The following is a 26,517-nucleotide window of genomic DNA, read 5'->3' on the forward strand; positions in this document are numbered from 1 at the left end:
CATCCCCTGTAGGAACCGGCTTGCCGGCGAAGGCGCCCTCATTGGCGCCAAAAGCTTCGCTGGCAAGCCAGCTCCTACAGGACCGCGTTGTTCTTCACGTACAAGAATTAACCATGAATTTCTCTCGCCTGGCCCTGATGCTGACCCTGCTGCCAGCCGGTCAACCGCTGGCCGACACCTTCGAACGCGATCAGGCCCTGAAGCTGCCCGATGTGTTGATCAGCGCCAACCGCCAGGTCGAAGCGCGCAATGACAGCAGTGCCGCCAACAGCGTATTCACCCGCGCAGACATCGATCGCCTGCAACCCGATAGCGTCACCGACCTGCTGCGTCGCGTACCGGGCGTGCAAGTCGTGCAAACCGGCGGGCGCGGCAGCTTGCCGGGGGTTTACATCCGCGGCACCCAGTCGGCCCAGAGCCTGGTATTGGTGGACGGCCAGCGCATCGGCAGTTCGACTTCCGGCGACAGCAACCTGCAACACATCAACATCGAACAGGTCGAGCGCGTGGAAGTGCTGCGCGGCTCCCGCTCGGTGATTTATGGCAGCGATGCGATTGGCGGGGTGATCCAGATCTTCACTCGTCGTAGCGGCGAACAGGGCCTGCAACCTCGAATGCACATGGGTTTTGGCAGCAACCAGACCTGGGAGCGTAGCCTCGGTTTGTCCGGTGGCGATGCAAACACCCGCTTCAACCTCGGCGCCAGCCTCGACGAAACCGCCGGGATCAATCGCACTCACGAGTCGTACCCCAGCGACGGCGACCATGACGAATACCGCAACAAATCCGTCAGCCTGAGCCTCAGCCATGCGTTGACCGATGACATCGAAGTCGGTGCCAACCTGCTGGATAACCGCGGCAAAAGCGAGTTCGATAACCCGTTCGGACGCTTCGACAAGAATACCTTCAAGTCGGTCCAACAGCAGCCCTACAACGAATTCGATGTGAGCAGCGTCAGCAGTTACATCGACGCACGCATCAATGATCTGTGGAAAACCCGCATCGAGTTCGGCCACAGCGAAAACCGCGAGAAGACCCTGGACAAGCTCAGCGATGAGCGCAGCGTGTTCAACACCTACCGCGACTCGGTGAACTGGCAGAACGACCTGACGCTCAACGAGCGCAACAGTTTGCTGCTCGGAGGCGACTGGTATGAAGACCGCATCAACAGCAGCACCGCGTTCGATGAGGACAGTCGCTGGAACCGAGCAGCGTACATCCAGCACCGCTATCAGGCCGACAGTTTCACCACGGAATTGGGCCTGCGTCACGACGAAAACCAGCAGTTCGGCAGCCAGAACACCTGGAGCGGCACCTTCACCCTGCCGCTGAACCCGGACAACGAAGTGCTGCTGACCTACAGCGAAGGCTTCCGTGCACCGACGTTCAACGACCTGTACTACCCCGACTTCAGCAACCCGGACCTGAAACCGGAAACGTCGAAAAGCTATGAACTGCAATGGCGCAGTCAATTGACCGAGAGCAGTCGCCTGGAAGCGTCGCTGTATCGCACCGACCTTGAAGACGCAATCATCTTCGGCAGCAACTCGCGCCCGGAGAACGTCGCCTCGGCGCGGATCAACGGCTTTGAAGCAGCATTGAAGCAAGAATGGTTCGGCTGGCAGAGCAACCTTGGCGTGGCGATTATCGACCCGAGGGATCGCGACACCGGCCATACCCTGGCCCGTCGCGCGCGGCGCACTTTGAGCTGGGATCTGGACCGACAGTTCAATCGCCTGGGTCTGGGCGCCAGTTGGCAAGCGGTCAGCAGCAGCTATGACGATCTGAACAATCGACAACCGCTCGGCGGCTATGCCTTGTTGGGACTGCGCAGCAACTGGGCGCTCAATCGTGAAATCAGTCTGGAGCTGAAGGTCGATAATCTGCTGGATAAGGGATACAGCCGGGCGTTGTACAGCTACCAGGATAGTCAGTACGGGTATCGCGAGGAAGGTCGGGCGTGGATGTTCGGGGTGACCTGGACGCCGGAGATCTGATCTGAAGTTTTCGGCGCATGGAATGGCCTCATCGCGAGCAAGCTCGCGATGAAGGCACCTCGGTTTCAGCGGTCTGGCGCAATCAAATGGCACAGCTTTGCAGTCGCCTCAATCATCTGCCCACTCGGCCGCTCCAGGCCCTTATCTGTCACCAAACGCAATTGGCCCTTCTTTACCGCCGCCACCTGCGGCCACACTTTCCACGCATCGAGTTGCGCCTGATCGCTGGCCAGTATCACTTCGGGATTACGCTGCAACACGGCTTCAACACTGACCTGCGGTGCCGGCAATTTCAGGTCGGCAAACACGTTTTGGGCACCGCAGACTTCCAGCGCATCGCTGATGATCTGCTCGCCGCCGACGGTGTACAGCGGCCGATCCCAGACCTGATAGAACACCCGTAACGGCTTGTCCCGTCGATAGCGCTGACGCAACTCATCCAGCCGCTGGCGTAAGTCCCTGGCCAATGAAGTTCCGCGTTCAGGCCGTCCAAGCTGAGCGGCAATGGCCTCGATCTGTGCGGTGAGCTGGTCCAGGCTGTGGGGTTCGGCGACGAAGGTGGGAATATTCAGGCGCTTGAGTTGGTCACGCTGGGCCGGGCCGACGCTACCGGGCCATAGCAGCAACAGGTCAGGTTTCAGGCTGAGCAGGCGCTCCATGTCCAACTGGCCATAGCGGCCAACGGAGGGCAGGTTCTTGAGTCGCGCAGGTCGTTCACCGGCGTCCAGCACACCGACCAGGAGGTCGGCGGAGCCCAGTTCAACGACAATTTCAGAGAGCGACGGTGCGAGGCTGACAACCCGCTCGACCGCGATGGCCGAGCCGCTGGCGGCCAGCAGCAACAGCGCCAGCCAGAGCGCACGCATCAACCGAGTTGACGCGGAATACGGTAGAGGTAGAACAGCACGGCGGTTGACAGTGCCAGCAGCATCAGCGGCACCGCTTCGAGACCGACGAACACCGCCAGGGCAGCGATCCAGGCCGGCAGGCCGGCGGCAAGGAATGCTGTACGCCGCTTGGCCGCCAGACTGATCCAGGCGGCAGGTTCTTCAGGGGTATCGAGGGCTTTCTGGGTGGCGATCAGTGCGTGTTTGTAGGCACCGAAAAATTTCAGACTGACAAACATCGAGGCGGCTCCGGCGATGAACAACGGCATCGCCAGTACCGGCAGAATGGCTTCGCTCTGGCCGAACACCGCGTTGATCACAAACAGCGGCAACAAGGCCAGTGCCAGGTACTGCCACCAGTTGACGGACAGTCGCCGCCGCACCTGACCGCGGGTCACGCCCGGTCTACCTCGCCCTGATGCTCATTGCCCATCATGTGATCGAGCTTGCTGGCCTTGGTCGCCAGATAGAGTCGGTTATGCGGGTTGTGGCCGGTGTGCAGCGGCACGCGCTCGGCGACGACGATACCCATATCGGTCAGGGCTTTGACCTTGCGTGGGTTGTTGGTCATCAGGCGCAATGACTTCACGCCCAGGTGCTCCAGCATCGGCAGGCACATGGCGTAGTCACGCTGGTCGGCGGCAAAGCCCAGGCGCTCGTTGGCTTCGACAGTGTCGGCACCACCGTCCTGCAGCTCATAGGCGCGGATCTTGTTCAGCAGACCAATGCCCCGGCCTTCCTGACGCAGGTAGAGCAAAACGCCGCGACCTTCGCGGGCGATGGCCTGCAAGGCGGCCTCCAGTTGCGAACCGCAGTCGCAACGCTGGCTGAACAAGGCATCACCCGTCAGGCACTCGGAGTGCAGCCGGCCGAGTACCGGGGCACCATCGGCGAACTCACCCAGGCTCAGCACAACGTGCTCGCGGCCGGTGGCTTCATCGAGAAAGCCGTGCATGGTGAATTGCGCAAAAGGCGTTGGCAGCTTGGAAGCGGCGACAAAAACGACAGGCACCGGTGTGCTCCTGATCTAAAGAGTCTGAAGATTCGCAGAGCCGGCATTGTAACAGCAGGTTCCGAGCGACGCTTAGGCTGAATTATCGGCGATAACTATCAAAAAGTTTGATATTCGCCCGCAAGACACTACTCCTGTGGGAGCGGTGTCCCCCTGGTCAGGCGAAAAACCACACCAGCCCCTGCATCGCCAGCCAGGCGAACACCCCGGCCAGGACATCATCGAGCATGATGCCGACACCGCCATGTACGTGCCGGTCAATCCAGCGAATCGGCCACGGCTTGAGGATGTCGAAGAAGCGGAACATCAAGAACCCCGCGAGCAACCATTGCCAACCTTCCGGCACCAGCCACAGGGTGATCCACATCCCGACCATTTCGTCCCAGACGATGCCTTCATGGTCATGCACCCGTAAATCATCGGCCACTTTGCCGCACAGCCAGAAGCCGAACAACATGGTGATGCCCAGCATCAGCCAGTAACCCCAGTCGGGAAGCATTTGCCACAACGGGATAAAAGGCAGCGCAACTAACGACCCCCAAGTGCCAGGCGCCTTTGGCAAGGTGCCCGAGCCGAAGCCGAACGCCAAAAAATGCCACGGATTACGCCAGACCGTCGGCGGTACGTTTTCCGCCGGGACCTGCTTGGGATGATCTGTCACGGTGACTCCCGAAAATGTTGATAACCCCGGGTTTGTGGGGTGATGTCTTTGCCATCGGCGTCCAGCAGCGTCACGCCCTGCCCCGTTACCACCTGCCCGATCACATGGATCGGCCAACCATCGGCCAGCAATAGCGGCAACTCGACGGACGGTAAGGTGAAGGCCAGGACGTAATCGTCGCCGCCGCTCAGGGCCGCAACTTGTGCGCCCGCTCGACCGAGAAAGTCGAGCAGCGCTTTGGAGAGCGGCAGGCGATCTCGCTCGACTTGAATACCGACCTTCGAAGCCAGCGCGATATGCCCGCAATCAGCGAGCAGACCGTCGGAGATATCCATTGCCGAAGTGGCCTTGCCCCGTAGCGCCTGACCCAAGCCGAGCTGCGGTTGCGGCGACCAGTAATGCGCCAGCAACGGCTCGGCGATACTCGCTGGGGCCGTGCGCTGACCAAGCACCAATGGCAGGGCACCCGCAGCATTGCCCAGGTCGCCGCCGACACACAGCAGGTCGCCCGGTTGTGCACCGCTGCGGGTCAACGCCTGGCCACCCGGTACGCGACCGAACACGGTCATGGTCATGCTCAGCGGCCCACGGGTGGTATCGCCCCCCACCAACGCCACACCACAGCTTTGCGCCATGGCGTTCAAACCACGAGCATAGGCCTGCAGCCAATCGGCAGTCACCGTCGGCAAGGTCAGGGCAAGGGTAAAGGCAACGGGGGTAGCGCCCATGGCAGCCAGGTCGCTGACGGCCACGGCCAGCGAGCGCTGACCGAGCAGAAACGGATCGCAGGGGTCGGCGAAGTGCACGCCGGCCACCAACGTATCGGTAGAGATCGCCATCTGTTCCCCTGGGGGAACAGTCAGCAAGGCGCAGTCATCGCCAATCCCGAGGGCAACGCCTTCGCCGCCCTGCGCACAAGGCGCGGCGGCGAAAAAATTGCGGATCAGCTCAAACTCGCCCATGGCTTCGTGTCGACATTCCAAGCGCCAATCAGCGCTTGAACGCCTTCACTTCAGCTTCACGCAGACGCGGGGCCAGCTTGTCGAGCACACCGTTGACGAACTTGTGGCCGTCGGTGGAACCGAAGACCTTGGCCAGTTCGATACCCTCGTTGATCACAACGCGGTACGGCACGTCGGCGCGCTTGAGCAGTTCCCAGGTGGACAGACGCAGAACCGCCAGTTCAACCGGATCCAGCTCTTCGATGGTCAAGTCCAGGCATGGCGTGAGCGCGGTGTCGATTTCGGCCTTGAACTGCGGAACCCCGTGCAGGATTTCGCGGAAGTACGCGCCGTCGACATCGGTGAAATCGTTATCGACCCGGAACTGCGCTTCGATCTCGTTCAGCGACTGCTTGGCCATGTGCCATTGGTACAGCGCCTGGGTCGCGAGCTGACGGGCTTCGCGACGCTTGACGCTTTTCGATGGCTTGCCGGCATCCGCAGGCTTTGGATCGCGCGGGTTGAAACGATCGCTTTCGTCGCTAATCACTTGGCCTCCAACTGCGCCAGCAGGCTGACCATTTCCAGAGCGGACAGGGCAGCTTCAGCACCTTTATTACCGGCCTTGGTGCCGGAACGTTCGATGGCTTGCTCGATGGAGTCAACGGTCAGCACGCCGAATGCGACCGGAACGCCGAACTCCATGGACACCTGGGCCAGGCCCTTGGTGCATTCGCCAGCCACGTATTCGAAATGCGGAGTGCCGCCACGAATGACCGCGCCCAGGGCGATGATTGCCGCGAACTCGCCTTTCTGGGCGACTTTCTGCGCAACCAGCGGAATTTCGAAGGCGCCAGGTGCGCGGATGATGGTGATGTCGCTTTCGCTCACGCCGTGGCGAACCAGGGCATCAACTGCACCGCTGACCAGGCTTTCAACGACGAAGCTGTTGAAACGGCCCACTACCAAAGCGTAGCGGCCTTTAGGGGCGATGAAGGTACCTTCGATGGTCTTCAGGGTCATTCGATAGATCTCTTAAAGAGCCGGGACGCGTCTCGTACGCGTCCCTCGGTGATATTTGAACCGCGAATTCAGGGCCGGCAACAACCGGTCATTATTCGGAGGGCACGTATTCTACAACTTCCAGATCGAAACCGGATATCGCATTAAATTTCATCGGCGCCGACATCAGGCGCATTTTGCGTACGCCCAGGTCACGCAGGATCTGCGAACCGGCACCGACAATGCTATAGGTGGTCGGTTTTTTCACGGAGGAGTGGTCGGCGGTTTCGCGGATGTGCGCCAGCAACACGTCGCCATCGAGCGGGTGACCCAGCAACAGCACCACACCACTGCCAGCCTCGGCAACCGCAGCCATGGCGGCGCGCAGGCTCCAGCGGCCCGGCTGCTTGACCATCAGCAGGTCACGCAGCGGGTCCATGTTGTGCACGCGAACCAGGGTCGGTTCTTCGGCACACACGTTGCCCAGGGTCAGTGCCATGTGCACGTCGCCTTCCACGGAATCACGGTAGGTCACCAGGTTGAATTGGCCCAGTTCGCTATCCAGTGGCTGCTCGGCAATCCGCTGAACGGTACGTTCGTGGATCATCCGGTAGTGAATCAGGTCGGCGATGGTGCCGATCTTGATCTCGTGTTCGGCGGCAAAAGCTTCCAGCTCGGCACGACGGGACATGGTGCCGTCGTCGTTCATCACTTCGCAGATCACCCCGCTCGGCTCGAAACCGGCCATGCGCGCCAGATCACAGGCGGCTTCGGTGTGACCGGCACGGGCCAGCGTACCGCCGGCCTGGGCCATCAGCGGGAAGATGTGACCCGGGCTGACGATGTCTTCAGCCTTGGCATCACGGGCGGCGGCAGCCTGTACGGTGCGCGCGCGGTCAGCGGCGGAGATGCCGGTGGTCACACCGGTGGCTGCTTCGATCGATACGGTGAACTTGGTGCCGAAACCGGAACCGTTGCGCGGCGCCATCAACGGCAGCTTGAGCAGTTCGCAACGCTCGCGGCTCATCGGCATGCAGATCAGGCCACGGGCGTGCTTGGCCATGAAGTTGATGTGCTCGGGTTTGCAGCACTCGGCGGCCATGATCAGGTCGCCTTCGTTCTCGCGGTCTTCGTCATCCATGAGGATGACCATCTTGCCTTGGCGGATGTCTTCAACCAGTTCTTCGATGCTATTGAGCGCCACAAGGCACCCCCTTGAGTCAGGATTTGAGGTAGCCGTTGGCGGCCAGAAAGCTTTCGGTGATGTTGCTGGAGGTTGGCTCTGCGGCCTTGTCGCCCAGCAGCAGGCGCTCCAGGTAACGGGCCAGCAAGTCCACTTCCAGGTTCACCCTGCGGCCTGGCTGGTACGACGCCATGATGGTTTCGCTCAGGGTGTGGGGAATGATGGTCAGCAGGAACTCGGCGCCATCGACCGCGTTCACGGTGAGGCTGGTGCCGTCGACGGTGATCGAGCCTTTATGGGCGATGTACTTGGCCAGGTCCTTGGGTGCGCGAATGCGGAATTCCACGGCCCGCGCGTTCTCGGTACGGGCAACCACTTCGCCCACGCCGTCGACGTGACCGCTGACCAGATGCCCGCCGAGGCGAGTGGTCGGGGTCAGGGCTTTTTCCAGGTTGACCGGGCTGCCGCTCTTCAGGTCGCTCATGGCGGTGCAGTCGAGGGTTTCGCGACTGACATCGGCTGCGAAGCCGTTGCCCGGCAATTCAACGGCAGTCAGGCACACGCCGTTGACCGCGATGCTGTCGCCCAGTTTGACGTCGCTCAGGTCGAGCTTGCCGGTTTCGACGTGAACCCGCACATCACCGCCCTTTGGGGTCAATGCACGAATACTGCCGATGGATTCGATGATGCCGGTAAACATGAGGTTCTCCTCGAGAACAAAGCCCGCGCTTGCGCGATGGCCGGAAATTATACGCTTGCTGCTGACAGAGGAATGGCAGTGACTCGCCAGTCATCGCCAACGGCACGAATTTCGGTGATTTTGAGTTCCGGCGCATCCTTCATTTGCGCGAGCGGCCAGTCCAGCAGCGGCCGCGCCGATGAACCCAGGAACTTGCCGGCGATGAATATCTGAAACTCGTCCACCAGTCCGAGCTGGGCAAACGCGCCCGCCAGACGCGGACCGGCCTCGACCAACACTTCGTTGGCCCCACGGGCGGCGAGTTCGACCAGCAACCGATGCAGATCGACCTGGCCGTCAAAACCCGGCACGATCAGGCACTCCGGGCCGTTGGCGTACTGTTCTTCCACCGCGACACAGGTAGCGACCAGCGCCGGGCCAGCCTTGAAGAACGGTGCATCCAGCGGCACCCGCAGGCGACCGTCAACCAGGACTCGAAGCGGGGGACGACTCATGGCCAGTGCGGTTTGCTCGGCATCGAGCCCCAACTCATCGGCGCGCACGGTCAACCGCGCGTTGTCCGCCAGTACCGTATCGGCGCCGGTCAGTACCACGCTCGCCTGCGCGCGCAGACGCTGAACGGCCGAGCGCGCCGCGGGACCGGTGATCCACTGGCTTTCGCCACTTTCCATCGCCGTACGGCCGTCCAGGCTCATGGCCAACTTGACCCGCACGAACGGCAAGCCGTGCTCCATGCGCTTGAGGAAACCTTGATTGAGCTTGCGCGCTTCACCTTCCAGCACACCACTTTCGGTGGTGATACCCGCCTGAGCCAGGCGCTGCAGACCACGACCGGCGACTTCCGGATTCGGGTCCTGCATCGCCGCGACCACCCGCGCCACACCGGCATTGACCAGCGCGTCGGCGCACGGCGGCGTACGGCCGTGATGGCTGCACGGCTCAAGCGTGACATAGGCAGTAGCGCCACGGGCCAACTCACCGGCCGCGCGCAGGGCGTGGACTTCGGCGTGGGGCTCGCCTGCGCGCTCATGCCAGCCTTCACCGACAATCTGCCCGCCCTGCACGATCACGCAGCCGACTCGCGGATTGGGGTGCGTCGTGTAATGACCCTTGCGCGCCAGTTCCAGGGCACGGGCCATGTAGTGGGCATCGAGGATGGCAAGTTCTGCTGGCGTGTTCATTCTTTCACCGGTTCACGGGCCAGGCGATCGATCTCTTCGCGGAACTCGTTGAGGTCCTGGAAGCGGCGATATACCGAAGCGAAGCGGATGTAGGCGACTTCGTCGAGTTTCTGCAACTCGGCCATCACCAGCTCGCCGACCACGAGGGATTTGACCTCGCGTTCGCCGGTGGCGCGCAGTTTGTGTTTGATGTGCACCAGCGACGATTCGAGGCGTTCGACGCTCACCGGGCGCTTTTCCAGCGCACGCTGCATGCCGGCGCGGAGTTTTTCTTCGTCGAACGGCTGGCGACTGCCGTCGGTTTTAATCAGGCGCGGCAACACCAGTTCAGCCGTCTCGAACGTCGTGAAACGCTCGCCGCAGGCCAGGCATTCACGCCGGCGGCGCACCTGTTCGCCCTCGGCGACCAGACGCGAGTCGATGACCTTGGTGTCGTTGGCACCGCAGAAGGGACAGTGCATGGTGGCAGGCAACAAGAAAAGGGAGGGCCATGGTAGCGCATCCCGGTGGCAAGACAAGCCATAGGGTTTGCGGTATACAGACGGGATGATCACTTGATCCATGGAATTCAGCTTTATGGAGTCACCAATGTCGTTACGTCCGCTTATTTTGCTCAGTGTTTTCAGCCTGCTGGTGGCTTGCGGCAGCGACGCACCCAAGCCCCAGCCGCCAACGCCGGGCCCGGCGCCGCAGCAAGCGCAGAAGAAAGCCCGGGAGGCCACCGAACTTGGCCCGCTGCCCGCGTATCAGCGCGAATTGAGCGGCACTTTGCAAGGTGTGCCGGACGGCGCCGAGGTTGAGCTGGCGCTGTTGGTGATCGACGATAAAGGCCGTCCGCAACAATTGCTCGCCAGTTCCAGCCTGATCGGCAACAACCAGGTGTTGCCGTTTCACTTGCGCTTCAACCCGGATGCGTTCCCGGTCGACGCCCGCGTTGAACTGCGAGGCCGCGCCAGCCAGTCCGGGCAGTTGATCCTGCACTTGCCGTCGCAGACGATCACCCAGCCGACCACCCAGGCCCTGGGCCAACTGCAATTCGTCAAAGCCCCATGAGTGCACCGCTCGACCTGCAAATGGCGTTGGCGGATCTGCTCGGTGACGCACGATTGGTGGACTGTGCTTTACCCGGAACCGATTTGAAACTGTGGCTGATCGACGGCGATAACATGGACCGCGCTTTCAGCCCGGAAGAAACCCGGCGCATTCTGCATGAGCCACCGTACTGGTGCTTCTGCTGGGCCAGCGGCCTGGCCGTGGCCCGTTATCTGGCCGCAAACCCGCATTGGGTCGAAGGCAAGCGGGTACTGGATTTCGGTGCCGGTTCCGGGGTGGCGGGGATTGCCGCGGCCAAGGCCGGCGCGCTCGAAGTGCTGGCCTGCGACCTCGACCCGCTGGCGATTGCCGCGTGCCGGGCCAATGCCGAGCTCAATGACATACAGCTTGATTACTCGACGGATTTTTTCGCCGAGGCCGATCGCTTCGATCTGATCCTGGTGGCTGATGTGCTGTACGACCGGGCGAACCTGCCACTGCTCGACCAGTTCCTCAGCCGCGGCCGAGAAGCGCTGGTGGCGGATTCCCGCGTCAGGGATTTCCGTCATCCGTTGTACCGGCGCATCGAAATGCTCGAAGCCATGACCCTGCCGGACCTGGCCGAGCCCCACGAGTTTCGGCATGTGAGCCTCTACCACGCTGCCCGCGCCTGACCGTATAGTTGCCCCATTCACGCTTTTACGAGATCCCCCATGAGTCAGCAAACGCCGTACATCTTCGACGCCACGACTGCCGATTTCGACCAGTCGGTGATCGAGAACTCTTTCCACAAGCCAGTGCTGGTGGATTTCTGGGCCGAATGGTGCGCGCCCTGCAAAGTGCTGATGCCGATGTTGCAGAGCATTGCCGAGAGCTATCAGGGTGAATTGCTGCTGGCCAAGGTCAACTGTGACCTCGAGCAAGACATCGTCGCCCGCTTCGGCATCCGCAGCCTGCCGACCGTGGTGCTGTTCAAGGACGGCCAGCCTGTCGACGGTTTTGCCGGCGCCCAGCCCGAGTCCGCCGTCCGCGCCCTGCTCGAACCCCATGTACAGATGCCGCCACCGGCCGCCGCCGACCCGTTCGAACAGGCCCAGGCTCTGTTCGACGACAGCCGCTTTGCCGATGCCGAAGCGCTGCTCAAAGTGATCCTGGGCGAAGACAACACCAACGCCAAGGCGTTGATCCTGTACGCCCGCTGCCTGACCGAGCGCGGTGAACTGGGCGAAGCGCAAACCGTTCTGGATGCGGTCAAGAGCGACGAGCACAAGGCTGCACTGGCCGGCGCCAAGGCACAGATCAAGTTTCTCGGTTTGGCCAAGGACTTGCCGGACGTCGCCGACCTGAAGGCGCGGCTGGCGAAAGACCCGCTGGACGATGAGGCGGTCTATCAACTGTCGATCCAGCAACTGGCCCGTCAGCAGTACGACGCCGCGCTGGACGCATTGCTCAGGTTGTTCATCCGCAACCGCAGCTACAGCGAAGGCTTGCCGCACAAGACCTTGCTGCAGGTGTTCGAGTTGCTGGGCAACGATCATCCGTTGGTGAGCACCTACCGTCGCAAGTTGTTTGCCGCTCTCTACTGATCACGACCTTGTAGGAGCAGCCGGTCGACGCTCGATTGCTCGCGATGGACGTCAACGATAACGAGGGCTACCTGAATGACAACGGTGCCCTGACGCCCTTCGCGAGCAAGCTCGCTCCTACAACAACCAGCGGTAGAGCGGCGTATCCCCGCCGCTTTCCACCTTCACGTCCGGACTGTGGCGCAGGCGCACCAGCAGGCGTTTACCCGCCGCCGCACTGCCGGTCAGGGCTTCGAGTTGATCGAGCAGATCCGGTCCGCTGAGCTGCCCGGCCTCGCGCAGCAAATCCCTGGCGATCTGCCACAGCGCATCATCCTGATTCAGCGGTTTGGCCGCTGGCGCGCTGACCTCGGTTTTTTCCACCTGCAACTGCGCCCCTAGCCGCGCCCAGTCCGCGTCGTCCATCTCCAGGGTCAGATCCACCGGCCAGTCGCCGATGCTTCCGCGAATTCGCAACATAGGTCTGCTCCCGCACATTTCTTCCCTGCATGCTCCCATGGGGCTTGTGCAACGCCAAGCAGGCAGTCAAACTCTCCGCACTTACGTTATAAGATTACATAACATTTTCTTCATTTTACTTTTCGGAGACTCGCCATGCGTCGTCTGCTTCTCGCCCTGCCGTTTGCCATGTTGCCGCTGGCTGTCGCCCATGCCGCCGACGAACACGATCATGCGCATGGCAGCCTGGGTGCTCACGAACATGGCGTTGGACGCCTGAATGCCGGGCTGGACGGGCAGACCCTGGAGCTGGAGCTGGAAAGCCCGGCCATGAACCTGGTGGGTTTCGAGCACGTCGCCACCAGCGATGCCGACAAAGCCAAAGTTGCCGCTGTCCGCGCCCGGCTTGAGCAACCACTGGCCTTGTTCAAACTGCCAGAAGCCGCCGGATGCGTGGTGGAAAACCAGGAACTGGAAAGCCCGCTGTTCGGCGACCAGCCCGATGCCGACGATGATCACGATGAAGACGCCAAGGACGAAGAGGGCCACGAACATCACCATGATCACAGCGAAATCCACGCTCGCTATCAGTTCACCTGCGCCACGCCCGCGGCCCTGAAGTCGCTGGACCTGGCGAATATCTTCACCAGCTTCCCGGCCACCCGGACAATTCAGGTACAACTGATCGGCCCGAGCGGGCAGCAAGGGGTTGATGTGACGGCCAAGGCTGCCAGCCTGAAATTCTGACTCAACGAAAATCCACTGTAGGAGCGGGCTTGCCCGCGAATGCGTCGTATCAGTTTGCATCAATGTTTCCGACACACCGCATTCGCGAGCAAGCTCGCTCCTACAGGGGTTCGCCACCAACCAGACCGGTTTCACATGACCCAAGCACTCATCGAACTGTCCGACCTGGGCTTCAGTTGGCCCGGTCACCCGCCACTGCTGGACATCCCGGCGTTTCGCCTGGAGCGCGGGGAAACCCTGTTCCTCAAAGGCCCCAGCGGCAGCGGCAAGACCACCCTGCTCGGCCTGCTCGGCGGCGTGCAAAAGCCTGATCGCGGCAGCATCCGCCTGCTCGGCCAGGAATTGACGCAACTCTCGGCCGGTGCCCGCGACCACTTCCGCGTCGATCACACCGGCTACATCTTCCAGCAGTTCAACCTGCTGCCGTTTCTGTCGGTGCGCGAAAACGTCGAACTGCCCTGCCACTTCTCGAAACTGCGCGCCGCACGGGCGAAACAACGTCACGGCAGCGTCGACAAAGCGGCCGCGACGCTGCTTGCCCACCTGGGGTTGAAGGATGCAAACATCCTCGGTCGCCGCGCCGATGCGCTGTCCATCGGCCAGCAGCAACGGGTCGCCGCCGCCCGCGCGCTGATCGGCCAACCGGAACTGGTGATCGCCGACGAGCCAACCTCGGCCCTCGATTACGACGCCCGCGAGAACTTCATACGCCTGCTGTTCGCCGAGTGCCGCGAAGCCGGGTCGAGCCTGTTGTTCGTCAGCCATGACCAGAGCCTGGCGCCGCTGTTCGACCACAACCTGTCGCTGGCCGAACTCAATCGCGCCGCCACCCCGTCCGAGGTCTGAGATGTATTTGTTTCGTCTAGCCATGGCCAGCCTGGCTAACCGCCGCTTCACCGCGATCCTCACCGCGTTCGCCATCGCCTTGTCGGTGTGCCTGTTGCTGGCGGTGGAGCGTGTGCGCACCGAAGCCAAGGCCAGTTTCGCCAGCACCATCAGCGGCACCGACCTGATCGTCGGCGCCCGCTCCGGCTCGGTGAACCTGCTGTTGTACTCAGTGTTCCGTATCGGCAACGCCACCAACAACATCCGCTGGGACAGCTTCGAACACTTCGCCAGCAACCCGAAAGTGAAATGGGCGATCCCGATGTCCCTCGGCGATTCCCATCGCGGCTACCGGGTGATGGGCACCACCGAAGCCTACTTCGAGCATTACCAGTACGGCCGCCAGCAACACCTGGAACTGGCCGATGGCCGGGCGTTTGCAACCGACCCGTTCGAAGTGGTGCTCGGCGCCGAAGTGGCCCAGGCACTGCACTACAAACTCGGCGACAAACTGGTGCTGGCCCACGGCGTGGCGGCGATCAGCCTGGTCAAGCACGACGACAAGCCGTTCACCGTGGTCGGCATTCTCAAACGCACCGGTACACCGGTGGACCGCACGCTGCACATCAGCCTTGGCGGCATGGAAGCGATTCACATCGACTGGCATAACGGCGTGCCGGCCCGGGGCGAGGGTCGCATCACGGCCGATCAGGCGCGCAACATGGACCTCACGCCGCAAGCGATCACCGCGTTCATGCTCGGTCTCAACAACAAGATTTCGACTTTTGCCCTGCAACGGGAAATCAACGAGTTCCGCGGTGAGCCGATGCTGGCAATCCTGCCGGGCGTGGCGTTGCAAGAGCTGTGGAGTCTGATGGGCACTGCGGAAAAGGCGCTGTTCGTGGTCTCGTTGTTTGTGGTGCTGACCGGGTTGATCGGCATGCTCACGGCCATTCTCACCAGCCTCAACGAACGCCGCCGGGAAATGGCGATCCTGCGCTCGGTGGGTGCTCGGCCATGGCACATCGCAACGCTGTTGGTGCTCGAAGCCTTTGCCTTGGCGCTGTCGGGCGTGATCGCCGGTGTGGCGCTGTTGTATGTGTGCATCGCCGCCGCCCAAGGGTACGTGCAAGCCAATTACGGTCTGTATTTGCCACTGAGCTGGCCGAGCGAATATGAATGGACGCTGCTCGGTGGCATCCTGATCGCCGCGCTGCTGATGGGCAGCGTGCCGGCCTGGCGCGCCTATCGCCAATCCCTGGCCGATGGCCTGTCGATCCGTTTATGAGGACGTTGAAAATGCCCCGCGCTGTACTTGCGCTGTTGATGCTGGTCGCCCTGCCCCTGTGGGCGGCCCAGCCAAAAGACCTGACCTGGTCGCAGATGATTCCGCCCGACGCGCCGAAAGAAGTGCCGAACATGACGCCGCTGCATGATCTGTCGCAAATGAGCAGCACGCTCTCGGCAGAGTCGGCGCCAGCAGCCAAACAGGACATGCCCAACGCACCGGTGGTCAAGACCCTCGACGGCCAGAACATTCGCCTGCCGGGCTACATCGTGCCGCTGGAAGTGAGCGAGGAAGGACGCACCACAGAGTTTCTGCTGGTGCCGTATTTCGGCGCCTGCATCCATGTGCCGCCACCGCCGTCGAACCAGATCGTGCACGTCAAAAGCGAAGTCGGCGTGAAGCTCGACGAACTGTATCAGCCGTACTGGATCGAAGGCGCGTTGCAGGTCAAGGCGTCCACCAGCGAGCTGGCGGATGCGGGGTATCAGATGGAGGCGGAGAAGATTTACCTGTATGAACTGCCGGAGTGAAAACCAGCCAGCCTGAAGTTGCAGAGTTGCCCTGCAACATGGAACCTCCCACCTGGTTAGTGATTATCTGGAAGGTATTGGGCACACTGACGGTCTGTTTATTTACGACCCAACCTGACTGAGAGGACTGATCATGGTTCTGCGCTCGGAAATTCTGGTGAACAAAAACGTGCTCCCGACTAAAGAACAAGCTCTGCCCGGCCGCGAAACCGCGATGCCCCTGCCTGAAAAGCACTTTGTGTTTAAAGACACCCCCTTGCTCGGCCCGTTCTTCGAAGACGTCGACTTCGCGATCTTCGGCCTCGGCTGCTTCTGGGGCGCGGAACGCCGCTTCTGGCAGCGTGAAGGCGTGGTCAGCACAGTGGTCGGCTACGCCGGCGGTTTCACGCCAAACCCGACCTACGAAGAAGTCTGCTCGGGCCTGACCGGCCACGCCGAAGTGGTGTTGGTGGTGTATGACAAGGCCAAGGTCAGCTACGAAGAACTGCTGGCGATGTTCTGGGAACTGCACAACCCGACGCAAGGCATGCGTCAGGGCAATGACATCGGCACCCAGTACCGTTCGGTGATCTACGCCACTAGCCAGGAACAACTGGACGCGGCGCTCAAGAGCAAGGAAATCTACCAGGCCGAGCTGTCCAAGGCCGGTCTCGGTGAAATCAGCACCGAAATCGACCAGGCCCCGACCGTCTACTTTGCCGAGGCTTATCACCAGCAGTACCTGGCGAAAAATCCGGAAGGCTATTGCGGGATTGGCGGCACGGGCGTGACCTGCCCGATCTGATCAACTGGTTCAACGGGTTCAACTGGATCAATTGGATCAACTGTAGGAGCTGGCTTGCCAGCGAAGGCGACCGATAGGTCGCCACAAGGCTCTCAGGCCTCTTCGCCGGCAAGCCGGCTCCTACAGGGCTGGTAGCTTGCAGCAGCTACTCGGCAATCAACCAATCCATCCGCCACCCACCCTGGGTCTGCCCAAGCTTCTCGGACAACCACGGCAGCAACTCACGCAACTCTTCCTCCAGCCCCCACGGCGGATTGGCAATCGCCAGCCCCGAACCGTTCAGGCTGTTCGGCGTATCCAGCGGATGCACCAGCAACTCCACCCGCAACAACTTCGGCGCACCAGTGCCAGCCAGGTCCTGATAGAAACGACGCAGCGCACGCTGATCCTTCACCGGGTACCAGATTGCCGCCACGGTCTGGCGCATCCGGCCAATCGCTTCTTTCAACGACGCGGCACAACGCTGCATCTCGTCGAGCTTCTCGAACGGCGGATCGATCAACATCACCGCACGCTTCTCCGGCACCGGCAGCAAGGCCCGCGACACATGCCAGCCTTCGCCCAGATGCACCTTGACCCGGCGATCACCGGCCATGTTGTCCTTGAGCAGCACGCCGTCTTCCGGGTGTTTCTCATTGAGCAACACACGGTCCTGCGCACGGGTCAGACGCCGCGCCAACTCCGGCGACCCCGGGTAATAGCGCAACTGGCCATCCGGGTTCATCTCGTGCAGCACCTGCATGTAATCAGCGGTCAGGATCGGCAGATCCGGCTGACCCCACAAACGCGCAATGCCTTCCAGGTACTCACCGGTACGGTTGGCCTGATCGCCTTGAAGGTCGTACAGACCGATGCCGGCGTGGGTGTCGAGATAGGCAAACGGCTGCTCCTTGCGCGACATCAGGGCGATGAGGCGGGTCAAGGTCAGGTGTTTGAACACATCGGCGTGATTGCCGGCATGGAAGGCGTGACGATAATTCATGGTTGCTCCTGCGAAGGCCGGGGAGTTTACCTTTTACCGGCCGGCAAGTCAGGGGTTGGCGGCCAAGCGGCGAACCCACCTGCTTTCCCCTGTGAGACTCGCGAGGTATCTGTAGGTCGTGAGCCGTTAGCTGCGATACTCTTCTCCAAAAAAGAATATCGAAATAAAATACAAAACCCAACCGGCGTAAAAGCAGTTTTTTATTATTTTCTTATATATCTTCTCGCTAGAGTGCTGATGATAATTTTAGATAATTAAAGACAAAAACTTATTGAAAACACCATCAGTGAAAGAGCTGGTATTAGCGCTCCAAACCCTGAAAATTCTACCGACCAAGATCGAGTACGAGGACCTCCAGGTAGCACAAGATGCTGATAATAGATCGCATAAATTGAAAGCACTAGAAAAACAAGGAAGTGCCGCCAAGTAGAATTTTTAGCCGCAGCGGTGCCTTCTTCAAAATATTGAAGTTTCCTGCATCGTATATTTTTATCCTGCATGAAAGACAATGCCCACCCTCTATTCGCGACAAACCGTCTTCATCCAACCCTCCACATATTTTGCATTTTTTTACTCTAGACTTCATTTATTCACGATCCACCTATTCAGATAGATGAGTTGTACAGTCCTTGCGCGTCAGCGCAGTACTTCTGTGTGCCGCGCTGACGCGAAAGTGCTGGTACGGTGAGTAGAGGGAGTCCGTATTTTTGAAATTAATTCCCAATCCAGTACAAAACCCCACTGAATCGCAGCGCATCCTGCATTATTTAGAATGCAAATCAGACTAGAAAATCTCCATTTCAACCATCGCTGCGAGGCAAAACATAATCAATAGCAGAATGATCGAAGTCCACTGCAATACAATCAGCTTATATCTAAGAGATAAAGGTAGATTTTTTATATCATCGGCACTGACACGACCGCGTTTAATGTAGAACTCGGGGAATGTCACAAACCCAGAGATCCCTCCTACCAACATTAATCTCCCCCAAGGCCCACCGCATTTTAGAGGTGCAAGAGCTATAACAGCAGGGCTATTTTGAAAATAACCCAACAAGTCCTTCATTTTTGTATAGGCCAGGTACAGTGTAAATCCAATGCACGCGATGAGCCCTCCGAAATCAATTAGTCCGACTGCAAGAAATAATTTATCAGCAGTGCTCAAAGTCACCTCACTGACTCATAAATTTTTTCAGCAATATTCTCACCAACCTTCACCCCAACTTGGCCTGCAGAAAAGGTTACCCCTCCTGCCACCAAAACTCCGCAACCCAATAAGGACAAACCTCCGCTAGGGACACCAAGCCCGACACAGAGCCCCCCAACTACAGGGGCTAATACAATACCGGAGGCCCAGCCACCGACCAGACCTCCAGCAAAGCTTCCCGCCTCAGTGAACTTGACTCGCTCGCAAGCTTCGGAATTTCCCGCCGTACACACATCCTGCACCTTCATGGCCGACGCCCCTCCACCGACCGCAGTGCCGACCCAGCCACCGTACTTGAGGTATTTGGAGGCCCTGGCCACCCCCTCCAGATGAGTGGCGTATCCCGGCATCTGTCCTACGCCGCCGGCTTCCGTCCAGCGGTGAACCAGGCTGGGAGGCGAGAGGAACATTGCACGATTCAAATTGGGATGGTCGGGGAAGCCGATACCTTTGCGCGTCAGGCTTGTCATGTGGATATCGAGTTGAGTGAGCAGCTTTTGGCGCTCTGCCAGAAACGTCGGTGAGCTCAGGTGGCCATCGCGCAGGAATGAATGCTGATGCAACGCTTCGATTTTTTTCAGGCTGTCGCTGACGTTATCCAGATTATTTTTGAGAACACTCGCACCAATGCCGATTGCGGTCGAGCCATGGCCCAGGAAGGTCTGGATGGCATCACGGTGCTGCACCATGAAATCCGCTTCTTCGGGGCTAAGCGTTTCAAGCACCTGGTTGGTCCTGGCCGCTACGTCCATGAGCAGGGCTTCTTCGCGGGTGCACTGGTAGTTGTTGGGGTCGCTCAGCACGATCATCGAGCCGGCTTTGACGTCGCCCAGGTTGGGATTGAGCAGCTTGAATTTGCCCATCACCGCCGGGTCACGCAGGGTGAACAGCGAGGCCTCGAGTTGTTCGCGGGTGGTGCTCTTCGGGACGATGAAAAAGCCTGGCTCTACCGCCTCCGTGCCGTTGTCACGCACCGGCATGGGAGGGGTTGGCGCAGGCGCGAAGCTGGTTGATCGCGACGTTACTGGAGCGCTGGTAGCGGCGGGCGCAACCTGCGCAGTGGCGGTTCGCGTGGCGTGAGGTGCAGCACTGCGCTCGGACTGGTAGCCCGCCGTGTCCTGCGATGGGATCAGCCCGGCTTTGCAAGGACAACTACTGAAACTATCCAGCGATCCCGCTACCATCCTGCCATTGCTTTTGAAGTAGGAAACACCGCCAGCGATCACGTAAATTTTATTGTCTTTGCCGCAGGAAACCGGGTCACCGTCGCGCGCATGGGCGAAGCCAAACATCATGATATGAGTATCGCACTCCAGAACTTTGCCACCGCAAGTGGTCTCGTCACCTTCGCGAATGAAGTACCCCTTGGCCATTGCTGTTCTCCCTTTCTACGGCGCCTCAGTTATGAGAGCGCACCACTGTTAACGATCGATAAGCCGACTCGCGATGAGCTGGCTAACGCAAAGTACGTGGACAGAGAGGAAACTCAAGACGGTCGAGAAAATCAGGAAATGTCTTACGAGCTGCACTGAAAAGGACCACGAAAACTGGATGACTAATACCTGTTTTCGGTCCTGGGCTGCCAAAAAAAGGCCCGCACTATCGAGCTGCGAGCCGTTTTTTACATGAAGGCATTCAATTCATGGGCGACGCCTACGCCCCCGCTGAAGGCCGCCCCCGCAACCGCCGCCCAACCACATCCAGCACATCACAGCCATCGCGCAACGAGATTGCGCAGAGCAAGGCAAAATCGCTGAGGATGAACGACTCGCACTCGATCGAACCGCGCATCGACAGGTTCTCAAGCACTTGGGTCACTGCGCGGATTCTGTAGTTGGCGGCGTCGGTGAGGATGTCGAGTGGCACGTGGGTGTCGACGAACAGGGTGGGCATATCGGTGCAGTTGCTGGTCAATGCCATGAAGCGGTTGTCGGGATGGGGGATTGGTTTTTCGTAGGGTGGATCGGGGTGAATTGTTTTCATTTTTTAACCTCTGGTAGAAGTGGGGCTACCATCGGCCTTCCTACAGGCTTGGGTGGCAGCCATACGCGGGGTAGGAATATCGAGACCAGAGAACTCGACCACGCCGAAACGTGCCCGCGCACAGCCGCCGCAACAGATCTTACGGGCGCACGTTAGTGGCCGCAAATCAGGTGTCGACGCCAAAGCGTTTCTCGTGGTCTTAACGGGTTCCTACACCCCACCACTGAGTTGTCAGCGGCAACCGAAGACTATCGACGGAACTCAGGTCGCGCCAGTTCATGAAAACCGCTAGGTTTTGAAGGAAACGTCCTAGGACCTTACCCAGAAAGTTTACAACCTACCTGACGGGTGGGGAGTGGCATGAAGAACGGGCACACCAACCAGATTGGGTAATGCCGATCAGTTAAGCGAAAGGGAATCACTGTAGGAGCGAGCTTGCTCGCGATGGTCGTTAACGATAGCGCGTGTTTACTGGCTAAACGCGGCGCTCTTGAGTCCATCGCGAGCAAGCTCGCTCCTACAGAGTCCTTAACTGATCGGTATTAACCAGATTCGGTGCCCATTTTTTATGGGTCAGTTACCTGAGTATCCCCGACATCACTATCAGGCCAAGTAGCACCATGCCGGATAGAACCCCTAGAAGAGTCCATTGCAGTACTACGAGCTTTTGCCGGAGGTCATGGGGAAAGTTGTCGAGATCTTCAGCAGTGACCATACCGCGCTTCAGAAAAAATTGGGGAAACGTAACGACGTTAGATATTGAATAAACCAGTCGAGTCTTACCTCTAAGCCCTGCGTCAATACGCGCAGAGACAGTTATAAGTGGAGAACTGTTTTGGAAATGCTCTGAAAGGGCATCTCCCTTGGTGTAGCCCAAGTGCAGCGCAACTCCAAAAACAACAAGCGCCCCACCGAAAACTATTAGCCCTGATGCCAGGAATAGTGCGTCTGCAACGCTAATGTTCATTGAGTGGCCTCGGGACAGGACGAAAGGGGACTATTTTATTTTCATTCTACAAATCAGACAACATTTAGTTCAGGGGCATTACTGGATATACCCAAGTGCGTTAACTGCAAAAAGCGCAAGCAATAGAGCAATACAAGCAACCCCACCCCAGTGCAAAATTATTAGTTTTCTCCTAAGTCCTCCAGGAAAGCCTTCCAGATCTTTCGCATCGGCCCCGCCATCACGGAGATAAAAATTTGGCATAGTCATCACGCCCATTACTGCACCAAGTACGAACAGCCTTCCCCAAGCCCCGCCGTTCTTGAAAGGAGCCCGGACTATAATAGCCGGGCAGTTCTTCAAATGATCCAGCATTACATCCATTTTGGCGTAAGCCAAATGCAACGCGACGCCAAGGAAAATTAGAAGCCCGCCAAAACCAGTAATGCTGATGCACAGAAATAACTTTTGCGCGAAGCTCACGCTCATTTCAGCGTCTCGTAGATTAATTCGCCTGTTTTTTTCACCCGTCTTGCCGAGGGCAAATCCTTTAGCCAAAGAGCCAGCTCCTGCCACTACAAGCCTACATATCAGGGATCCCGCGCCTGCGGTGGGTGGAATGGGCACGCTATCCGGAGGGCTGCGTGCCCATTTGTTAGTTAATCAAGTACTCCTGACCACCCTATACAGGCTAATAGCACCATAGAGATGAAAACCCCTATAAAGCCCCATTGTAGTGCTACAAGTTTTCGCCTGAGGTGCAAGGGGAAGCTTTTAACATCTTCAGCATTGAGAATTCCATGCTTCAAAAAAAACCGAGGAAATGTCACGACAAAAGACACTCCTCCAACTAGTTGTAGTTTACCGTAAGGACCTGAGTGTCTTTGCGTAGCACTAGTCATATTTGAAGTGCTATTTTTGAAATACTTAGACATCTGATCGCCTTGGGTATACCCCAAGTAAAGAGCAAGTGTGATGCAAATGAAAAGACCAACGGCCACGAAGCAACTCAAGCTACCAACAACAAGTCCTGCGGTAGTCATTTCGTCGTCTCATAAATCACTTCGCCAGCCATTTCGCCCAACTTACCACCCACTTCGCCACCTATGTAAGCGCCAGCGCCAACCACGACGATACTGCATGCCAACGTCCCTATCCCGCCTGTAGGCACCCCTAATCCAATGCAGAGTGCACCGACGACCGGGGCACTTAACATCCAGCCAGCACCCATGCCACCGCCGATACCAACAACAAAACTCCCCGACTCAGTAAACCTGATTCGCTCGCAGGCTTCAGCATTTCCCCCTGCACACACATCCTGCACCTTCATTGCTGACTCCCCCCCACCAATGGCCGTGCCGACCCAGCCGCCGTACTTGAGGTACTTGGAAGCCTTGGCCACCCCCTCAAGATGAGTCGCATACCCCGGCATCTGCCCCACGTCGCCGGCTTCAGTCCAGCGGTGAACCAGGCTGGGAGGAGAAAGGAACATTGCACGGTTCAAATTAGGGTGGTGTGGGAAACCGATGCCTTTGCGCGTCAGGCTGGTCAGGTGACTATCGAGTTGTGCCAGCAGCTTTTGGCGCTCGGCCAGAAATGTTGGTGAGTTCAGATGTCCATCGCGCAGGAATGAACGCTGATGCAGCGTTTCCATTTCACGCAAGGCATCGCCAACGTTATCCAGATTATTCTTGAAAATACTCGCGCCGACGCCAATGGCGCCAGAACCGTAGCCCAAGATCGTCTGGATGGCATCCCGGTGTTGCACCATGAAATCCGCCTCTTCAGGGCTAAGCGTTTCCAGTATTTGATTGGTCCGTGCCGCCACGTCCATGAGTAGGGCTTCTTCACGGGTGCATTGGTAGTTATTGGGGTCGCTCAGCACGATCATCGAGCCGGCTTTAATGTCGCCCGGGTTGGGATTGAGCAGCTTGAATTTGCCCATCACCGCCGGGTCGCGTAGGGTGAAAAGCGAGGCCTCAAGCTGTTCGCGGGAGGTGCTCTTCGGAACGATGTAAAAGCCCGGCTCTACTAACTCTGCGCTGTTGTTACGCACTGGCATGGGAGGAGCTGGCGTCGGCGCGAAGCTGGATGATCTCGAAGTTACCGGAGCTCTCGCAGTTGCGGGTTCGACCTGCGCAGTGGCGGTTCGCGTGGCGTGAGGTGCAGCACTGCGCTCGGACTGGTAGCCCGCCGTGTCCTGCGATGGGATCAGCCCGGCTTTGCAAGGACAACTACTGAAACTATCCAGCGATCCCGCTACCATCCTGCCATTGCTTTTGAAGTAGGAAACACCGCCAGCGATCACGTAAATTTTATTGTCTTTGCCGCAGGAAACCGGGTCACCGTCGCGCGCATGGGCGAAGCCAAACATCATGATATGAGTATCGCACTCCAGAACTTTGCCACCGCAAGTGGTCTCGTCACCTTCGCGAATGAAGTACCCCTTGGCCATTGCTGTTCTCCCTTTCTACGGCGCCTCAGTTATGAGAGCGCACCACTGTTAACGATCGATAAGCCGACTCGCGATTAGCTGGCTAACGCAAAGTACGTGGACAGAGAGGAAACTCAAGATGGCCGAGAAAATCAGGAAATGTCTTACGACCAGCACTGAAAAGGACCACGGATATTGGAGGGCCAATGCCTGTTTTCGGAGCTGGCTTGCAAAAAAAACGGCCCGCACCATATAGCTGCGAGCCGTTCTTTTATCAGAGATGGGTAGAGTTCAACCCATCACTCATCATTTGTTCAAACGATAATCACTCTCTGCAGCCGCAAAACGCTGGAACATGCCTGCAGTCGGCGTGCCCATTTTGCTGACGAAGTAGATCGCCAGGCTGGCGAAGATGAAGCCTGGGATGATTTCGTACAGGCCCAGCAGCTCGTAGTGTTTCCACACGATCACGGTGATCGCGCCGACCAGGATGCCGGCCAGTGCGCCGTTGCGGGTCATGTCTTTCCAGATCACGGAGATCAGCACGACCGGACCGAATGCGGCACCGAAACCGGCCCAAGCGTAGCTCACCAGACCCAGAACACGGTTTTCCGGGTTGGCCGCCAGCGCGATAGCGATCAGGGCAACCAACAGCACCATGGCACGGCCGACCCAGACCAGTTCAACCTGGGAAGCGGATTTACGCAGGAAGGTTTTGTAGAAGTCTTCGGTCAGGGCGCTCGAGCACACCAGCAACTGGCAGCTCAGGGTGCTCATCACCGCAGCCAGGATGGCCGACAGCAGGATACCGGCGATCCATGGGTTGAAGAGGATCTTGGCCAGTTCGATGAACACACGCTCGTGGTTTTCACTCACTGGCATGGCCACGGCCGGGTTGGCCGAGAAGTAGGCGATGCCGAAGAAGCCGACTGCCACGGTGCCGCCCAGGCACAGAATCATCCAGGTCATGGAGATGCGGCGGGCCTTGGCGATCGATTTAACCGAATCGGCAGCCATGAAACGCGCCAGGATGTGCGGCTGGCCGAAGTAGCCCAGACCCCAGCCCATCAGCGAGATGATGCCGATGAAAGTGGTGCCCTTGAGCATGTCGAAGTTGCCTGGATCTTGCGCTTCGATGGCCAGGAAAGTGGTGTCGACGCCGCCGGTGGCCAGCAGCACGATAACCGGCGTCAGGATCAACGCGAAGATCATCAGGGTGGCTTGTACGGTATCGGTCCAGCTCACGGCCAGGAATCCGCCGACAAAGGTGTAGGCAATCGTCGCCGCGGCACCGGCCCACAGCGCTGTCTCGTAGGACATGCCGAAGGTGCTTTCGAACAGACGGGCACCGGCCACGATGCCGGAAGCGCAGTAGATGGTGAAGAACACCAGGATCACGACCGCGGAGATGATCCGCAGCAGGCCGCTTTTGTCTTCGAAACGGCTGGCGAAGTAGTCCGGCAGGGTCAGTGCATCGCCGTTGTGCTCGGTCTGCACCCGCAGACGGCCGGCGACGAACAGCCAGTTCAGGTAGGCGCCGATGATCAGGCCGATGGCGATCCAGCTTTCGGAAAGACCGGACATGTAGATCGCGCCGGGCAAGCCCATCAACAACCAGCCACTCATGTCGGAGGCACCGGCGGACAGTGCGGTCACGACGCTGCCCAGGCTACGACCGCCCAGGATGTAATCGGAAAGGTTGTTGGTGGAGCGATAGGCCATCAAGCCGATCAGCACCATTGCTGCGATGTAGATCACGAACGTGATCAAGGTTGGATTGCTTACGCTCATTAAGTTACGCCCTGGCTTTGTTTTTATGTAGCGGCGGCTGGTGAACCGCTCGCAAACGCATACGTTTGACAGACGATCCGGATTCCCGCGCATTTATGACTGATGTTTCCCCAGGAAAGCCATCAGCCGGAGCACCCGGATTTTGTCCGGGTTGCACCTTGGGCACGAATGCTATTCAACAAAGCAAATAAGGTGCAACCAGTTTCTTGGGAATAAGTTGCACCTAGTCGGAAATAAACGTTAAAAAACGGTTTTTGCTCCTTTTCGGAGCAAAAACACGTGTTAACTCGCTGGAAAAGCACCAAGCAAATGCAGCGCAGCCGTACCAGAATTTATTTCCTGACGAGCTGCGTAATATTCCGACAAAAAAAGGGTTGCAC

28 protein-coding genes are annotated in these 26,517 nt (G+C 59.0%); 9 read left to right on the forward strand and 19 right to left on the reverse strand.

The genetic code is table 11. The annotated features are described in order from the left end of the window. Nucleotides 1-113: 113 nt before the first annotated feature. The gene (locus KGA81_RS02595; RefSeq protein ID WP_223544447.1) at nucleotides 114-1,997 is read left to right on the forward strand and encodes a TonB-dependent receptor domain-containing protein; all 1,884 of its coding nucleotides are present in this window, start codon (nucleotides 114-116) and stop codon (nucleotides 1,995-1,997) included. A 65-nt stretch (nucleotides 1,998-2,062) separates the two neighbouring features. Here KGA81_RS02595 and KGA81_RS02600 read toward each other — a convergent pair whose 3' ends face one another. The 11 genes from KGA81_RS02600 to nrdR all read right to left on the reverse strand — a co-directional run bounded on the left by KGA81_RS02600 (nucleotide 2,063) and on the right by nrdR (nucleotide 10,025). Further along, the gene (locus tag KGA81_RS02600; protein WP_223544448.1) at nucleotides 2,063-2,863 is read right to left on the reverse strand and encodes a cobalamin-binding protein; all 801 of its coding nucleotides are present in this window, start codon (nucleotides 2,861-2,863) and stop codon (nucleotides 2,063-2,065) included. After that, the gene (locus KGA81_RS02605) at nucleotides 2,863-3,282 is read right to left on the reverse strand and encodes an MFS transporter (protein WP_223544449.1); all 420 of its coding nucleotides are present in this window, start codon (nucleotides 3,280-3,282) and stop codon (nucleotides 2,863-2,865) included. Before KGA81_RS02605 ends, KGA81_RS02600 begins: the two co-directional genes overlap by 1 nt. Continuing rightward, entirely contained in the window at nucleotides 3,279-3,896 is a 618-nt protein-coding gene (ribA, locus tag KGA81_RS02610) for a GTP cyclohydrolase II (RefSeq protein ID WP_150726901.1), read from the reverse strand. Before ribA ends, KGA81_RS02605 begins: the two co-directional genes overlap by 4 nt. 157 nt (nucleotides 3,897-4,053) lie before the next feature. Then, entirely contained in the window at nucleotides 4,054-4,557 is a 504-nt protein-coding gene (locus KGA81_RS02615) for a phosphatidylglycerophosphatase A (protein ID WP_223544450.1), read from the reverse strand. Continuing rightward, the gene (thiL, locus tag KGA81_RS02620) at nucleotides 4,554-5,519 is read right to left on the reverse strand and encodes a thiamine-phosphate kinase (protein ID WP_223544451.1); all 966 of its coding nucleotides are present in this window, start codon (nucleotides 5,517-5,519) and stop codon (nucleotides 4,554-4,556) included. The genes KGA81_RS02615 and thiL overlap by 4 nt, the downstream gene beginning before the upstream one ends. 28 nt (nucleotides 5,520-5,547) lie before the next feature. Further along, on the reverse strand, nucleotides 5,548-6,048 hold the full coding sequence (gene nusB, locus KGA81_RS02625) for a transcription antitermination factor NusB (RefSeq protein ID WP_223544452.1): 501 nt from the start codon (nucleotides 6,046-6,048) through the stop codon (nucleotides 5,548-5,550). After that, on the reverse strand, nucleotides 6,045-6,521 hold the full coding sequence (ribE, locus tag KGA81_RS02630) for a 6,7-dimethyl-8-ribityllumazine synthase (protein WP_003228649.1): 477 nt from the start codon (nucleotides 6,519-6,521) through the stop codon (nucleotides 6,045-6,047). The genes nusB and ribE overlap by 4 nt, the downstream gene beginning before the upstream one ends. A gap of 91 nt (nucleotides 6,522-6,612) precedes the next feature. Next, entirely contained in the window at nucleotides 6,613-7,704 is a 1,092-nt protein-coding gene (gene ribBA / locus KGA81_RS02635) for a bifunctional 3,4-dihydroxy-2-butanone-4-phosphate synthase/GTP cyclohydrolase II (protein WP_223544453.1), read from the reverse strand. Between the two features lie 16 nt (nucleotides 7,705-7,720). After that, entirely contained in the window at nucleotides 7,721-8,383 is a 663-nt protein-coding gene (locus KGA81_RS02640; protein WP_223544454.1) for a riboflavin synthase, read from the reverse strand. A 47-nt stretch (nucleotides 8,384-8,430) separates the two neighbouring features. Then, nucleotides 8,431-9,564: a bifunctional diaminohydroxyphosphoribosylaminopyrimidine deaminase/5-amino-6-(5-phosphoribosylamino)uracil reductase RibD gene (ribD, locus tag KGA81_RS02645; RefSeq protein WP_223544455.1), complete on the reverse strand. Its 1,134-nt coding sequence runs from the start codon at nucleotides 9,562-9,564 to the stop codon at nucleotides 8,431-8,433. Beyond that, nucleotides 9,561-10,025, reverse strand: a complete 465-nt coding sequence (gene nrdR / locus KGA81_RS02650) for a transcriptional regulator NrdR (protein WP_003228656.1) — start codon at nucleotides 10,023-10,025, stop codon at nucleotides 9,561-9,563. Before nrdR ends, ribD begins: the two co-directional genes overlap by 4 nt. A 127-nt stretch (nucleotides 10,026-10,152) precedes the next feature. Between nrdR and KGA81_RS02655 the strand changes: the two genes are divergently transcribed. The 3 genes from KGA81_RS02655 to trxA are packed head-to-tail and all read left to right on the forward strand — an operon-like array spanning nucleotide 10,153 to nucleotide 12,182. Next, nucleotides 10,153-10,617: a hypothetical protein gene (locus KGA81_RS02655; RefSeq protein WP_223544456.1), complete on the forward strand. Its 465-nt coding sequence runs from the start codon at nucleotides 10,153-10,155 to the stop codon at nucleotides 10,615-10,617. Beyond that, entirely contained in the window at nucleotides 10,614-11,270 is a 657-nt protein-coding gene (locus tag KGA81_RS02660; protein WP_223544457.1) for a class I SAM-dependent methyltransferase, read from the forward strand. The genes KGA81_RS02655 and KGA81_RS02660 overlap by 4 nt, the downstream gene beginning before the upstream one ends. Nucleotides 11,271-11,309: 39 nt before the next feature. After that, nucleotides 11,310-12,182 carry a thioredoxin gene (gene trxA, locus KGA81_RS02665; RefSeq protein WP_223544458.1) on the forward strand — a complete coding sequence of 291 codons (873 nt, stop codon included), beginning with the start codon at nucleotides 11,310-11,312 and terminating at the stop codon, nucleotides 12,180-12,182. 117 nt (nucleotides 12,183-12,299) lie between these two features. Here the strand turns inward: trxA and KGA81_RS02670 are convergent, their stop codons facing one another. Beyond that, nucleotides 12,300-12,641 carry a hypothetical protein gene (locus KGA81_RS02670; RefSeq protein WP_223544459.1) on the reverse strand — a complete coding sequence of 114 codons (342 nt, stop codon included), beginning with the start codon at nucleotides 12,639-12,641 and terminating at the stop codon, nucleotides 12,300-12,302. A gap of 135 nt (nucleotides 12,642-12,776) precedes the next feature. Between KGA81_RS02670 and KGA81_RS02675 the strand changes: the two genes are divergently transcribed. The 5 genes from KGA81_RS02675 to msrA all read left to right on the forward strand — a co-directional run bounded on the left by KGA81_RS02675 (nucleotide 12,777) and on the right by msrA (nucleotide 16,794). Beyond that, the gene (locus KGA81_RS02675; protein WP_223544460.1) at nucleotides 12,777-13,367 is read left to right on the forward strand and encodes a DUF2796 domain-containing protein; all 591 of its coding nucleotides are present in this window, start codon (nucleotides 12,777-12,779) and stop codon (nucleotides 13,365-13,367) included. Nucleotides 13,368-13,502: 135 nt separating this feature from the next. After that, the gene (locus KGA81_RS02680; protein WP_223544461.1) at nucleotides 13,503-14,213 is read left to right on the forward strand and encodes an ABC transporter ATP-binding protein; all 711 of its coding nucleotides are present in this window, start codon (nucleotides 13,503-13,505) and stop codon (nucleotides 14,211-14,213) included. Between the two features lies 1 nt (nucleotide 14,214). Next, nucleotides 14,215-15,480, forward strand: a complete 1,266-nt coding sequence (locus tag KGA81_RS02685) for an ABC transporter permease (RefSeq protein WP_223544462.1) — start codon at nucleotides 14,215-14,217, stop codon at nucleotides 15,478-15,480. A gap of 11 nt (nucleotides 15,481-15,491) precedes the next feature. After that, a complete protein-coding gene (locus tag KGA81_RS02690) occupies nucleotides 15,492-16,010 on the forward strand; it encodes a DUF3299 domain-containing protein (protein WP_223544463.1) in 519 nt (172 codons plus the stop codon). Nucleotides 16,011-16,143: 133 nt separating this feature from the next. Continuing rightward, nucleotides 16,144-16,794 (forward strand): peptide-methionine (S)-S-oxide reductase MsrA, encoded by a 651-nt coding sequence (gene msrA / locus KGA81_RS02695; protein WP_223544464.1) that lies wholly within the window; start codon nucleotides 16,144-16,146, stop codon nucleotides 16,792-16,794. Between the two features lie 145 nt (nucleotides 16,795-16,939). On the opposite strand, the gene KGA81_RS02700 is transcribed toward msrA, so the two are convergent. From KGA81_RS02700 to putP, 7 genes are all read right to left on the reverse strand, one after another. Beyond that, a complete protein-coding gene (locus tag KGA81_RS02700; protein WP_223544465.1) occupies nucleotides 16,940-17,776 on the reverse strand; it encodes a 23S rRNA (adenine(2030)-N(6))-methyltransferase RlmJ in 837 nt (278 codons plus the stop codon). Nucleotides 17,777-18,560: 784 nt separating this feature from the next. Then, complete coding sequence (locus KGA81_RS02705; RefSeq protein WP_223544466.1) at nucleotides 18,561-18,947, reverse strand: hypothetical protein; 387 nt, start codon at nucleotides 18,945-18,947, stop codon at nucleotides 18,561-18,563. Beyond that, a complete protein-coding gene (locus KGA81_RS02710; protein WP_223544467.1) occupies nucleotides 18,944-20,356 on the reverse strand; it encodes a PAAR domain-containing protein in 1,413 nt (470 codons plus the stop codon). The genes KGA81_RS02705 and KGA81_RS02710 overlap by 4 nt, the downstream gene beginning before the upstream one ends. Nucleotides 20,357-20,636: 280 nt before the next feature. Next, a complete protein-coding gene (locus KGA81_RS02715; protein ID WP_223544468.1) occupies nucleotides 20,637-20,966 on the reverse strand; it encodes a hypothetical protein in 330 nt (109 codons plus the stop codon). Nucleotides 20,967-22,011: 1,045 nt separating this feature from the next. Further along, nucleotides 22,012-22,470: a hypothetical protein gene (locus KGA81_RS02720; RefSeq protein ID WP_223544469.1), complete on the reverse strand. Its 459-nt coding sequence runs from the start codon at nucleotides 22,468-22,470 to the stop codon at nucleotides 22,012-22,014. Between the two features lie 481 nt (nucleotides 22,471-22,951). Further along, the gene (locus KGA81_RS02725; protein WP_223544470.1) at nucleotides 22,952-24,367 is read right to left on the reverse strand and encodes a PAAR domain-containing protein; all 1,416 of its coding nucleotides are present in this window, start codon (nucleotides 24,365-24,367) and stop codon (nucleotides 22,952-22,954) included. A 285-nt stretch (nucleotides 24,368-24,652) separates the two neighbouring features. Then, nucleotides 24,653-26,137: a sodium/proline symporter PutP gene (gene putP / locus KGA81_RS02730; protein ID WP_223544471.1), complete on the reverse strand. Its 1,485-nt coding sequence runs from the start codon at nucleotides 26,135-26,137 to the stop codon at nucleotides 24,653-24,655. Nucleotides 26,138-26,517 lie beyond the last annotated feature (380 nt).

The sequence above is a fragment of the Pseudomonas sp. A-B-19 genome, assembly GCF_019947515.1.
Lineage (GTDB): Bacteria > Pseudomonadota > Gammaproteobacteria > Pseudomonadales > Pseudomonadaceae > Aquipseudomonas.